This is a genomic window from Paenibacillus sp. JT22N1 (assembly GCF_059692155.1).
In genome coordinates this window covers 18196-31686 of the sequence record NZ_JCAUAW010000041.1, presented here as the reverse complement: position 1 = coordinate 31686, position 13491 = coordinate 18196, and the positions used below count along the sequence as shown (strand labels likewise).

Below are 13491 nucleotides of genomic sequence, written 5' to 3'. Positions count from 1 at the left end.
TAAAGTGAGGGAAGTGCGAGAAAGTGACTCCATAGTGATGAAAAACATGCTTAAAGTAGGTGGATACGGCCAAATCCTCTGGATGAGTTGCTGAGACGATGAAATTCATCGCTAAAGTGAGGGGAGTGCGAGAAGGTGGCTCGATAGTGATGAAAAACCCGCATAAAGTAAAGGCTAATTAAAAGTATTTAAATATTGAAGTACCGCGGGCGTAAGGCGGTAAGTGCGGATTCGCTTTTCTCCTTTACCTGCGATTTGGATCAACTCTTTTTCTAGCATGTCTTTCAAAATGTGTCGTGCTTTTTGTTTTTCTACGTCAAGAACGTCGCACACATCTTGAGGTGTAAGTGATCTGCTTAATGTAAGGGCATACCGAAACACTTCTTTTTCTATGTAGCTCATGCTAAAGTTTTGTGGCAACGTTCCGCCAAGGTATCGACCCATAAACTGCTGCAGGATTTGTTCACACATGCGGGGGCGATCTTTAACATCATCGTATGAGAAACGTAAAATCTTCCAGCCATCGATAATGAGGTGGTTTTGGCGATTGCATTGGTCGGCAAATTGGCTGCGGCTTATTTGGGAAGAGTGTGTACCGTAACCATCAATTTCGATGGCTAGTTTAAGGGAATGACGTAGAAAAGCGAAGTCTAGGAATCGTGCTCCATCGCGAAAGTCTTTCACTTCATACTCAGGATGTAGGTCATTAAAGTTACCGAATGCTGGCCACCAAACCTGATGAAGAAATGCTTTTTCAGCATGGCCATGGCCTTCTTTGAGCCTTCGCAACCGTTCCCCCTTTCTGATAGCTAAATGATGAGATAGGTAATTTTCATGTGCAGTGTACATAAGATCGTTCATTTACATGACCTCCCAAAGAAAAAATAAGCCGCTTCTCGAGATCAGCAAATTGCTGAACTAGAAAAGCGGCGTGTGCTTCACAGCTGTAATTTAGTGTGTAATGTGTAAGCGTATGTGTCTTTTGAACCCAATTGTTCTATGTGCTACATATCTTAAACAGATAATATCATAAGAACCTTTAAAGAGATAGTAGCTGCCTTTACTTTAGAATTTACATTGACCGATGGCAGGTAACTCTGCTGTTAGTTGGTGGGTTTGACTTTTAAATTTTGAATGGACTAAGCAAAAGCATCGGGCATAGATGGCGTGTACGTATGCTAAAAGAAAAAAAGTTGAAAAATAAATACATCTATATGTTGACATTTCACCTAATTCCATATATAATTTATGAATTGATTGAAATGAATTATATAAACACTTAAAACCAAACCTCATTTACCCCACACGAAACGATTAGCGAGAAGAAAGTAACCCCCTCTCCTTGTTTGTTTTTCTCCCAATGTGCAGTAAAAATAAGCTCATTTATGGTAAACCCGAGGCTACGTCAAGTGTTTCGGCAGCAGGTGTTTGTTAAGCAATTCGTACTGGCGCGGTCATTGGAGCCGCAAGGATGGAAGAGAGGTAGGGCTTTCATTGTTTTGATTCCAACACATTAATTATGCATTTTCATAGATATCAATGATAGCAAGTATAAGGCTGTTTTTATCTATTTTAGGGATAAGGATGGCCTTTTTCTATTGCAATATACAAAATCGTTCCCGTCCTGACACTAGGATGAGAACGATTTTTTGCTTACTGGTGAAACCCAACGCATTCCTTTACAATTATAATTAACAGTTTAAACGTAAAGGATGATTGCTATGATTTGGAATATGAATTGGACTTTTTTACTGCTGGCAATACTATTTGAAACCGTAGGAACGACGGCTATGAAGATGTCGTCAGGCTTTACTAGGATAGGTCCGGCTATTGTTATGGGCATTTGCTATATTTTATGCTTCACCTTATTGACGCTGGCTCTAAAACAGCTCGATGTCAGTTTGGCTTATGCCATATGGTCTGGTGTAGGGACAGCACTTATCACAATAATCGGCATATGGTGGTTCAATGAATCGGTTTCTACTCTGAAGGTGCTTTCCATTGTTCTCATCATCTTAGGGGTAATTGGTCTACATATAAGCAGCACTGGGGACGAAGATCAATCGAAGGCCTCGCAAGCGCAAAATTCAACGGCAATAAACTCAGACACGAAGGAATAGATGAAAGAGAGGCTCAAAAACCTATGATCGAGCATCGTTTTGAACTAAAAGCGGAGTGGTCCGGAGGCTTGGACGGCACAGGTCACATCCGAGCAGGTAACCTAATCTCGGCGATTTCAGTGCCAAGCCAATTAGATGGTCCTGGCATAGGGACGAATCCGGAGGAGATGCTGCTTGGCGCGGCAGCGACCTGCTATTTAATCACACTCAGCATGCTGCTGAAGCGTCTAGGAATTGCATCGATCGAGCTGAACTCAGAAATATTCGTCCATAGCAGTCCGGCGATGAAGGTGGATAAAATCATTCACCGGCCGCGAATCTGTATCCCAGCTCATACTTCACAAGAGATTACGGATAAAATAAGCAAAGCCGCCTATCGTGCTGAGCAGACTTGTATGATCAGTAAAGCTTTAAAAGGAAATGTTGAGGTCATCGTGGAACCTGAGATTCATCTATTGAAAGAGTAGAGGATTTTATCCCTATAACATCCAAACCTCTCCCTAGGATCATAAAATGCGGGGCATTTATAATTAATAGTAAGCAATGTAAAGGCGCCAACACTAGGAGGGTGCCTGATTCGGTTTGGAAGGAGTCTGCCTCGTCGATGAATTTGAACAAAAAAGTGTTTATCGGTTTTTTAATGTTCATTATTATTCCTTTGTTCGTACTAGGCTCCGCTGTTTATACGGTATCTCAGCAACTAATTGAGAAGAAGTACGGCGATTTGACCGAGGTCACTTTGCAGGCGATTTCCCGTAATATTTATTACATGTTTAAGGAAGCCAATTACTTTTCGGACTTTTGGATGGTAAAAGAGAGTATTCAGGGTATTTATCGAACAATCGATGAGGTAAAGCCGAATGAAAACACGCTCTCGTCTTATGACTTGAATACTTTTGATACCTTGCTGCGCGGCTCCATATTGACCTATTCACCTGTGCAATCTGTCGCGATTTATAATAATGCCGGCAAGTCGTTTAGTGCGGGGCGCGGAGGTGGAAGCGCTTTGCCGTGGACAGCGCTGACACAAAGTACCGCGTTCCAGCACATACAGGAATTGAACGGAAGTCCACTCTGGATTGGACCTTCCGAATATAAGGAGTTCGGGACGGGCCGCGGGGAATTTTATCAAGCGAGATTGGTCAAAGATTTCTGGACGATGGACAACCTAGGGTTCATGCTGCTGAAGTTCAAATTTAATGAGCTTGATCAAATTTTCAAATCATTCAATACGAATGAGGAAAGCTCGAAGCGTTATTTACTCGTCAACAAAAGCGGACTTATTTTTTATGATAATAAGCAAAATTTAGAAGGTGCCAATGTGCTGCAGCTGCTGCCTGGCAAATTGGATCTGCAGCTAAACAATAACAGTTTTCAGGCAAATTTTCAGAATGAAAAAAGCTTAATCTCACTCTACCATTTAAATATTAATCAGATGGGCGTTCAGGATTGGAGCGTCGTATCAATCACCTCTTGGAAGTATGTAGCCGGGGAAATTGAGACGATTATGAAGCTGGTCGCTGGGATTACGTTCGTCTGTTTATTTTTTGCACTCGTGTACAATCTGGTTTTCGTAAGGCGAATTGTTCAGTTGATTCTGCGAATGCTTTCTTCGATGAAAAAGGTTGAACGCGGCGATCTGACGACTCGCATGGAGGAAAGCGGTAAGGATGAAACGTCCGCTCTCGCTAGAGGATTCAACAGTTTGGTTGTGCGTGTGGAGGATCTCCTGGAAGAAGTCAAACGTCAGCAAGACCGTAAAAATAAGGCCGAGCTTATGCTGCTGCAAGCCCAGATAAAGCCGCATTTTCTTTTTAATACACTCGAATCCATCAATGTGTTAGCGATCCAAAACCAAGGAAAAAAAGTCAGCCAAATGGTGTATCGACTTGGGAATCTGCTGCGTATTGGAATGGAAAACAGAGAAGAGATTTCGCTAAAGCAAGAGCTTGAGCATCTGAAAAGCTACCTCGAAATTCAGGAATTCCGCTTTGAAGATCAGTTTCAATATGACATTCAAGCACCGCCTGAGCTGTTGGATTATTGCGTTCTCAAGCTAACTCTCCAACCATTGGTAGAGAATAGTTTGCAGCATGGTTTTGAACCCATTGATTATATGGGCATGATCGCCATAAAGGTTGTGGATGAAGGAGAACGGATTGCTCTTTATGTGACGGATAACGGCATCGGTATAAGTGCGGAGAAATTAGCTAAATTCCATTATAAAACAGAGCTAGAGACGCCATTTCACGAAATATTGGGCGCAAATGAAGAGCGAAGAGGTCTTGGTGTCAGCAATGTAGCTGACCGTATACGGATCCAATATGGCGAACATTATGGCATGTTCATCTGCAGTCAAGAAGGTCACGGTACGACGATGAAGATCGTGATCCCAAAAAATAAGGGGGAAGGCTTATGAGGCTGAAAGCGATATTGGCAGATGATGAGCCTAACATTTTGCGTAATTTGCAGGCGGTTATTCCCTGGGACGAACTGGGGATTGATATTGTTGGAACGGCCAAAAACGGAGTGGAGGCGCTGGAACTTAGCTCCCAGCATGTGCCGGATCTGGTCATGAGTGATATTCGTATGCCGCTAATGGATGGAATTACATTCGTTCAGAAGCTGCGTGAGATCAATGAGGATTGTACGGTGCTTATGGTGACGGGTTATCAGGATTTCGAATATGTACGCTCGTTGATGCGAGTTGGCGTTAGCGATTACATATTGAAGCCTATTAACTATGAAGAGTTAGAGAATTCTATTAGTAAATTGACGAATGAAATCAGGGTTAAGAAGCTAAGTGAGCAAGAGGAGCAGCAAAAGTGGGGCAAAATGAAAAATTTGGCCTATGAGAAGATCCTGCAGGACGTTTTGATGAATTATACGGAAATTACGCCGAATACGCTGCTTCCGATTGATGATATGGACCTTGAAACGTTGACCTATTTATTTGCGATGATCGATGTGGATGATTACTCACAGAAATCACTGCCTTGGACCGAGCAGGAGCGAAAGCTATGGAATTTCGCAGTACGTAATGTATTGCAAGATTCGTTAACGGATGAGAAATTGAAATTCACAGTACTCCAGATCCGCGAAGGTGAGTGGTGTGTAATCATCCAATGGGATGAAAAGGGCGAAAGCGCTGCATTGGTGAAGTTAAATGAAATAGCTGCTCAACTTCAGCATAACGTTTCCCAATCGGTTAAATTAGGCATTAGTGTCGGCATCTTCCCAGCAGCTGTGGGACTCCGTCAACTCTCTGCGGCCTATCGGAAGCTTCAGCGATTCATGCAGCTTAATCTGGGGAAGCAGCAATCCGTGCTGTTGTATAAAGAGTCCAAAGAGCCAGCTGATGCAAACAGCTCCTTATGGTATTTGGTAGAGGAAATTGTAACTGGACTTAAACAACTAAACCGTATCAAAACGGAGGATGCCTTAAAACGCTTGAAATTACTGCTTGAAGGTTTGTCAGACAGCTCTTTTGCCAGAGCCTATCAAATGCTGCATTTCCTTATTCTTCATCTGCTCCGCGAACTGAGAGAAATGAATTCCCTTGATTTTCAGGAGGAAGAACAGATCTGGTGTCAACTTGACAAGAGCGAGAGCATTCAACATTTGCTTCAGGTTATGGTACAGCTTGTAGCACTTGGGCTGGAGGGGACGAATAAGAAGAAAAACAGCGAACTGCTCATGACAGCGGCGAAGGAATACATAAGAACTCACTATTCAAATGATTTCGGGATCGAGGATATAGCGAGCTCCCTAGGGATTAGCTCCAGCTATTTTAGTTTATTATTTAAGCAGCATTTTGGAGAAACCTTCGTTGAATATGTCACGAAACATCGGATGGAATTGGCGAAGTCGATGCTGCTCCACAGTGATAAAAGTATAACGGACATCGGAAAATCAGTAGGATACATCGAACGGCGATATTTTACCAAAGTATTTCAAAAGTTTACTGGTGAGATTCCATCGGAGTTTCGCGAAAAGCGCAAAGAAGCTAAGTAGAGGATTTTGCCCCTTTATAAGGAATTTGTGGGTCTTTAGGACAAACAACCGTTATTTTATACTTAGATGGCAAGCAAAAAGGAGATCAATAAAGATGAGAAAAGGAACGTTGATTTCGGTAGCAGCGGTAGTGGCTATGACGTTCATCGTGTCTGCTTGCAACAGCTTAACTTCGAACAATGAACAAAACCTTCATGCTGGCGAGACTCCCGACCCCGCGGGAACAAAGGGAGAGCCGATCCTACTAACACTTCGTCATACGCAGGTGAAAGATACGCAGAAGAAGCGCTTCGCGATGCTGCAGGATGTAGTGAAAGCAACGGAGTCGAGGGTTCCTGGATTATCCATTACGTTAGATGGGGTGGAGGATAAGGTCAATCGTTTCGAGAAGCTGAGAGCGGAGATGGCAGCTGGGAATCCACCGGAAATATTCGACTTGTTTGGCGGAACGGATACGAAGGATTACGTCAAAGCGGGTAGGCTGCTTGATCTTACGCCCATACTGAATGAGCTTGGATTAAACAATAAGTTTTATAGCTTCGAGGAGTTTACGGTTAACGGTAAAATTTATGGCATTCCAATGGCAGGGTACGTCGAGGGCTTGTACTATAACAAAAGGATTTTGGCGGATCATCAAATAAAACCACCTCAAACGTGGGAGGAACTGCTCGCAGCTGCCGCGATACTGAAGGCCCAGAAAATCACACCATTTGCAATGGCGGCTAAAGATTCATGGGTCATAAACATGATGAGCAATACCATGTGGGTACGCACGGCCGGGCCAGATTCTGTTCTGGGCTTATTGGATGGAAGCAAACGATGGACGGATCCGGATGTTGTAGATGCTTTTGAGAAATATCATTCGTTGATTCAAAAGGGGTATCTCCAGGATGGCAGCTTAGCACTGGCATATGCCGAGCAGCAAAATAAATTTAGCAGCGGTGAAGCGGCTTTCATGTTCGATGGCAGTTGGGCGAATACGCCGCTGCTTGACCCTGAGAAGTCATCCATTGTAAAGGATGTAGGCTTTATGAGTTTCCCAGCTATGGGAGGGCCAGGAGATGGTTATATCAATGGAGGATGGTCTAATGCCTATGGTTTCTCTAAAAAAGTGACGCCAAACCAACTGGTGGCAATCAAGGAGTTTATCAGGCAAATGTATAACGAATCCATACAAAAAAGACAGCTCGTCGAAGAAGGTATGCCACCTGCCATGAAACTGCAGGATACGAGCAATGTAAACCCGCTCATTACGGAAATTTTGAATGTATTTGAAAGCAGTAAAGGTGCTTTCCCCGCATTCGACTCACGCATTCAAACGAAAGTTCGAGAAAAATTGGAACGCGGCATGCAAGAATTAATAGGCGGAAGAACAGATCCGGCCTCCTTAATGGCAGAAATACAGAAGCAGCAAGAGGCTTCGAATAAGGAAGAAACCCATACCAAATAGTAGGATGAGACATGAATAAGATAGGAAGAAACCCATTTGCTTATGCGCTTTTTACGTTACCGACACTGCTGCTATTCGTGATCTTTTTCTTATATCCCATGATCATGTCGCTGCGCTACGGATTCACGGAGTGGAACGGAGTATCGCCGGCGAGATTTAATGGTTTAGATAATTTCGTTACTGCTTTTCAAGACAAATATTTCTGGATGGCAGTGCGAAATAACCTGTATTTTATTGGTTTTTCAGTTGGATTACAAATCCCCTTTATACTTGGTTTAGCGCTTCTGGTGAGCAAAGTTAGGCGATGGACTAGCTTCTATAAAACGATGATTTTCCTCCCTACAGTTCTTTCTACAGCTGTGGTTGGTGTACTATGGGGGTTCATTTATCACCCGCAGGCGGGGCTGCTCAATCAAGCATTGGAAGCTGTCGGGTTAATGACTTGGCAGCATGTTTGGTTAGCAGAGGAAGCGACAGCGATGCTCTCCGTGCTTGTTACCAACGCATGGCAGTGGATTGGATTCTATGTCGTGCTGGTTTTATCGGCGATCTATGCTATCCCCAAAAATATCTTGGAAGCTGCTGAGTTAGACGGGGCGACAAGCCTGAGAGAGGCTTGGTCGATTACGCTTCCACTGCTGCGTCCCGTCATCATGGTCATGATTTTGCTATCGATTACCGGTGCTATGAAGGCCTTAGACATCGTCTTTGTGATGACTGGCGGCAATCCGTATGGGATTACAGAAGTGATGGCCACGTATATGTATAAAAAAGCTTACCGCATTGGTGAATATGGGTATGCAAATGGAATTGCCGTACTTATTCTCCTTTTAACCTGCATGTTAACATCCTTGTTTGGTTGGTTCACAAGGAAGCAGGAGGAGGTGCGATATTGAAGGGAATTCCCTATCGCCGTGTCTTCCTGCATGTTGTACTCATGTTGTACATAGGCATTATTTTGTTTCCTCTTCTTTGGGTATTGAACTCCTCTTTTAAAACAAATAAAGAAATCATTGCCTCGCCGTGGTCCCTTCCAGAGCAACTCTCCTTTTCGAATTATTGGAATGCCTGGACTGGAGCACATGTAAGTCACTATTTTACGAACAGTTTGGTGATTTCTGTGATATCGGCCATGGCAACGCTGTTTCTTGGTACGGCAACGGCGTACGCCCTAACACGAATGGAATTTCCACGATTAAGCAAGTTCTTGAAGCGTATATTGATGCTCGCATTGCTTGTTCCCGCGGGTTCCTTGCTTGTTCCTTTATATATGCTGCTTCGCAGCATGTACTTATACAACACACCGCTAGCCTTGATCCTGCCCTATGTAACGATGGGTTTACCTTTGACTGTGTTTATTTTTAGTGCTTTTTTGAAATCCATACCGAGTGAGTTAGAAGAAGCGGGAATCATGGATGGATTATCGATCTATGGACTTTTGTGGCGAGTCATTATTCCAATTACGATACCTTCACTCGTCACGGTTTTTATGCTCAATTTCCTAAGCAATTGGAATGAGTTTATGATGGCCAATCTGTTTCTAGCGAAGGAAAAGTTTAGAACACTTCCTGTGAGCATGGTAGCCTTTTACGACCAATTGAATATGAACTACGGTTCGCTCTGCGCGGCAATCATGTTTAGTGTTATTCCAGTCGTGCTGATGTATTTTATTTTGCAGAAACGTATCATTGAAAGCATTAAATCTTAACTCACTCAAGGAGCGTGTAATTATGTCATCTTCATCGCCCAATAACCAACATCCTTTAACCTTGCGTCAAAAAGTGGGTCAAATGTTTATTTGCGGTTTTGAATCTTTAGAACCCAATGAGTCCATTACCCAATTAATTGAAGAATACGGACTTGGCGGTGTCATCTATTTTCGTCGAAATGTAAAAGATGCGCACCAATTGGCTCATTTGTCAGCCGAATTGCAAGCGATAAGTCTCCGCAGCGGCGGACAGCCGTTATTCATTGCAGTAGATCAAGAGGGAGGTATGGTTTCCCGTATTGAAAAAGGAGCAACTCTGCTGCCAGGGAACATGGCGTTAGGGGCAGCTTTTGCGCCCGCAGGTGTTTATGCCAGCTCTAAAGTGATGGGTAAAGAATTGCGCCAAATGGGCGTGAATATGAACTTCGCCCCTTGTTTAGATATCAATAATGATCGATTAAACCCTGTTATCGGCGTGCGCTCTTATGGTGAAACAGCTGCGCTAGTGGGTGATATGGGCACACATGCGGTGAAAGGCTTGCAGGATATGGGCGTTATTGCCACAGTCAAGCATTTCCCAGGGCATGGTGATACGTCAGAGGATTCTCATCATGATCTTCCCGTTGTGCCACATAGTATGGAGCGATTGATGGAGCTAGAGCTAGCCCCTTTCATGAAAGCGATTGAAGGCGGTGTAGATGCGATTATGACGGCGCATGTCGTTTTCGCGGCACTGGAAGATAACGGCGTTCCATCGACGTTGTCGTATCGCATTTTAACGGAGTTGCTTCGTGAGAAGCTTCAATTCAAAGGGTTAATTGTAACAGACTGTCTGGAGATGAAGGCGATCTCAGAAGGGATTGGTGTGGCGGAAGGCGCTGTTCGTGCCATTGAGGCTGGATCGGATCTGATTCTGGTTAGTCATTTGCTGGATCGCCAAGTGTCTGCAATAGAAGCGGTTATTGCTGCGGTGGAGAGTGGACGGATTCCGGAGTCGCGAATTGACGAGTCCGTACTGCGGATTATGACCTACAAATATAAGCGAGAGATTCGATATGATACATTAGCGCCCATTCCGACTGAACCAATCTCTACACCCGAGCATCAACTGCTCGCCAAAGAATTGAGCCGTAAAAGTATTACACGGGTCAAGGATGAAGTAGGTAAAGTGCTGGATCTGAACAAGCCGACCTTAGTCATTTGGGCGGAAGTACAAACGGGAACTGAGATTGATGAAGTCGTGGATCGGAGCGGGACACTGGGCAGTGTCTTGTCTGAGATAGCCGGAAAGCCTATTCAGGAGATTTACTTGGGATTATATCCTTCGGATACGGAAGTAGCTTCGGTTCTGGAAGCTTGTGAAGGTAACAAGCAAATTGTCATTGTCACATACAATGCAACATTCTCAGCAGGACAAACCAGGTTGGTTAAAGAATTAGTTCAAAGGGAAGATCAATATGTTATTGTGGCTGCCGGTAGAAATCCTTATGATTTACTTGAATTTCCTGAGGTAAAGACTTATTATGCTTGTTATGAAAACCGTCCGCTTGCGATGGTTTCTCTCGCGAATGTGCTTCTTGGGAAAGAGAAAGCGGTTGGAAGGCTGCCTGTGACATTGTCGGAGGAGTATCCGCTTGGTTGGAGGCTAGATTGATGGGGAAAGGGGAAAAAGAGATGACATTGGAGCAAGACAATAAGCAGGATGTTTTTGTAAAGGGTAACAGCATGGAGCAAGAAAAAGGTGTGAAAAACATCGGAGAAGAACAAGATGTCTTCGTTCGGGAGTATTTTGTTGGGGTAGATTTGGGAGGCACGAAGATGTTGGCCGCCTTGGTTGCGTACGATGGCAGCATCATCGCAAGAGAAGAGATCCCCACCCTTGCGCAGCAGGGAGAGGTAGCTGTGCTCGATCGACTGGGTAACCTGATCGAGGGGATTCTCGCGGCTGTGCCCGGCAGCCGCAGTGCTCTCCGCGGTATTGGCGTCGCCACCGCGGGCACGCTCGATACGGCGAATGGTGTCGTCACCTTCGCCACGAATCTCGGCTGGCGCGACGTTGCCGTGGCCGCCGTGTTGTCGGACCGCTTCGCTTGCGAGGTCCGGCTCGAGAACGACGCCACCGCCGCAGCGGCTGGCGAATGGCTGGCCGGCGCGGGCGAGGGCGCGCCGGACTGTATCTTCGTGACGATCTCCACGGGGATCGGCGGGGGCATCATCTCCGGCGGCCGCTTGATCGCCGGAGTCAACCATAACGCAGGGGAGCTCGGCCACATTTCCATTGATGGAAATGGGCCGCGCTGCCTCTGCGGAAATGTGGGGTGCCTGGAGCTCTACGCGTCAGGCACCGCCATTGGCCGCCGCGGCGCCGAGCACGTGCGCCGCGTTGCGGGAGGCGACGGCGACGCTGCCGGCGCCCTCACGAGGCTTGCGGGAGGCGACCCAGACCGCGTCGATGCGCGGTTGGTCGCGGCCGCAGCCGCGGAAGGGGATGCCGAGGCAAGCGGCATCCTGCGCGAAGCGGGACGAGCCCTCGGCATCGGGCTCGTGAGCATCCTCCACCTGCTCAATCCGCAGGTGGTCATTCTTGGCGGCGGAGCTTCGCACATCGGCGAGCCGCTCCTAGGTCCGATGCGTGAAGTCATCGAGGATCGCTGCCTGCCTTCGATTCTAAGTCCGGTCCGATTCGTAACATCCGCTCTTGGTTCCTCCGCAGGAGCTGTAGGCGCAGCACTGCTTATGTCGAGGGATGGTCGCTGAGTCATTTCAATTTATGACCGGTCATATGACAAATTGCACTAGACGTTAGACACCTTTTTCGTTACATTAGATGAGGCTTATGAAACTTTCTTGGTTCCGAATACGTCGGAATGAAGTTGATGTTTTATTGACCAATCTATTGTCGAAGGGGTGTTTTTTTCTATGTCTCAAACCGTATCTAATTCTGCGCCAACGATGCGATCTTTTTTTGCGAATCGTTTCGTGCAGTCCATTATGTTATCGGGTCTTTTCCTCCAAATCGGGATTTGGATTCGTAACTTCGCGATTCTCCTCTATGTAACCGACATGACGAACAACGATCCTTACTCGGTTTCCTTGATTTCCGTTGCCGAGTTTGCGCCGATATTTATTTTCTCTTTCATTGGCGGTGCCTTTGCAGATCGATGGAGACCTAAGCTCACGATGGTCTGGTGCGATATTCTCAGCGCTGCCTCGGTGTTTGTCATTATGGTTACCCTGTATTATGGTTCATGGAAGGCGATCTTTTTTGCCACATTAGTGTCGTCCATCCTGTCCCAATTCTCTCAGCCGTCCGGGATGAAGCTGTTCAAGGTTCATGTGCATGAATCCCAAATGCAAATGGGGATGTCATTATTTCAATCGATGATGGCTATCTTTATGATTTTGGGTCCAATTATGGGAACTTTCGTGTACTATACCTTTGGAATCGAAGTCGCTATAGCGATCATGGGAATTTGCTTCGTGCTCTCCGCTCTTGTCCTAACGTTTCTACCATCTGACCGTAAAGCTGAAAAAGGATCCGCTGGACCATCCACGCATATTTTTGCTGAGATGGGTGAAGGTTTCCGGTATGTGCTCAAGAATAAAATGCTTGTCACTTTGGGAGGCTGCTTTGCCGTTGCCGGTCTTGCGATTGGTCTAATCAGTCCGCTTGGTATCTTTCTTGTTACGGAAAATCTAGGCTTGCCTAAAGAGAACTTGCAATGGTTTATGGCCACGAATGGTGTCGCGATGATTATCGGCGGAGGCTTGACGATGGGCTTTTCCAAAAAAATGTCGTCGCAAGCGCTCCTTATACTCGGGATGTCAGTCAGTGTCGTGGCGTTTGCGGTTATTGGCATGACACATCTACTATGGGTAGCACTTTTGATGCAATTTATGTCCGGTCTCGTCATGCCTGCTATTCAAATTGGTATCAATACAATGATTCTTGGCAACACGGAGGAGTCGTTCGTGGGTCGTGTGAATGGTATTCTGAATCCATTGTTCATGGGTGCCATGGTCATCACAATGAGTTTGGCTGGAAGTATCAAAGCTTCCTTCTCGCTTGAAACGATTTATCTCACGTGTGCTGCACTGTTTCTAATCGGGGTCTTCATTATGGTGCCTTCGCTGAAATATAAGCAAAGTGTGGTTTCGCAGCCTAGTAGTGAGTGATATACGAACCCTCTCTATTGCCG

Annotated in this window: 11 protein-coding genes; 10 read left to right on the top strand and 1 reads right to left on the bottom strand. The window is 45.5% G+C overall.

What is annotated here, in order from left to right:
* Positions 1 to 174 precede the first annotated feature (174 nt).
* A complete protein-coding gene (locus tag AC58UU_RS38410) occupies positions 175 to 861 on the bottom strand; it encodes an endonuclease domain-containing protein (protein ID WP_497322725.1) in 687 nt (228 codons plus the stop codon).
* Between the two features lie 860 nt (positions 862 to 1721).
* Here AC58UU_RS38410 and AC58UU_RS38405 point away from each other — a divergent pair.
* From AC58UU_RS38405 to AC58UU_RS38360, 10 genes are all read left to right on the top strand, one after another.
* Entirely contained in the window at positions 1722 to 2120 is a 399-nt protein-coding gene (locus AC58UU_RS38405; RefSeq protein ID WP_497322723.1) for a DMT family transporter, read from the top strand.
* A gap of 23 nt (positions 2121 to 2143) precedes the next feature.
* Entirely contained in the window at positions 2144 to 2587 is a 444-nt protein-coding gene (locus tag AC58UU_RS38400) for an OsmC family protein (RefSeq protein WP_497322722.1), read from the top strand.
* A gap of 137 nt (positions 2588 to 2724) precedes the next feature.
* Positions 2725 to 4539 carry a sensor histidine kinase gene (locus AC58UU_RS38395; RefSeq protein WP_497322721.1) on the top strand — a complete coding sequence of 605 codons (1815 nt, stop codon included), beginning with the start codon at positions 2725 to 2727 and terminating at the stop codon, positions 4537 to 4539.
* Positions 4536 to 6134 carry a response regulator gene (locus tag AC58UU_RS38390; protein ID WP_497322720.1) on the top strand — a complete coding sequence of 533 codons (1599 nt, stop codon included), beginning with the start codon at positions 4536 to 4538 and terminating at the stop codon, positions 6132 to 6134. The genes AC58UU_RS38395 and AC58UU_RS38390 overlap by 4 nt, the downstream gene beginning before the upstream one ends.
* Positions 6135 to 6228: 94 nt before the next feature.
* Positions 6229 to 7584 (top strand): extracellular solute-binding protein, encoded by a 1356-nt coding sequence (locus tag AC58UU_RS38385; protein ID WP_497322719.1) that lies wholly within the window; start codon positions 6229 to 6231, stop codon positions 7582 to 7584.
* Positions 7585 to 7595: 11 nt separating this feature from the next.
* Positions 7596 to 8480: a carbohydrate ABC transporter permease gene (locus tag AC58UU_RS38380; RefSeq protein ID WP_497322718.1), complete on the top strand. Its 885-nt coding sequence runs from the start codon at positions 7596 to 7598 to the stop codon at positions 8478 to 8480.
* Complete coding sequence (locus tag AC58UU_RS38375; protein WP_497322717.1) at positions 8477 to 9292, top strand: carbohydrate ABC transporter permease; 816 nt, start codon at positions 8477 to 8479, stop codon at positions 9290 to 9292. The genes AC58UU_RS38380 and AC58UU_RS38375 overlap by 4 nt, the downstream gene beginning before the upstream one ends.
* Positions 9293 to 9314: 22 nt before the next feature.
* On the top strand, positions 9315 to 10946 hold the full coding sequence (nagZ, locus tag AC58UU_RS38370; RefSeq protein WP_497322715.1) for a beta-N-acetylhexosaminidase: 1632 nt from the start codon (positions 9315 to 9317) through the stop codon (positions 10944 to 10946).
* The gene (locus AC58UU_RS38365; protein ID WP_497322714.1) at positions 10946 to 12049 is read left to right on the top strand and encodes an ROK family protein; all 1104 of its coding nucleotides are present in this window, start codon (positions 10946 to 10948) and stop codon (positions 12047 to 12049) included. The genes nagZ and AC58UU_RS38365 overlap by 1 nt, the downstream gene beginning before the upstream one ends.
* 162 nt (positions 12050 to 12211) lie before the next feature.
* Entirely contained in the window at positions 12212 to 13468 is a 1257-nt protein-coding gene (locus AC58UU_RS38360) for an MFS transporter (RefSeq protein ID WP_497322713.1), read from the top strand.
* Positions 13469 to 13491 lie beyond the last annotated feature (23 nt).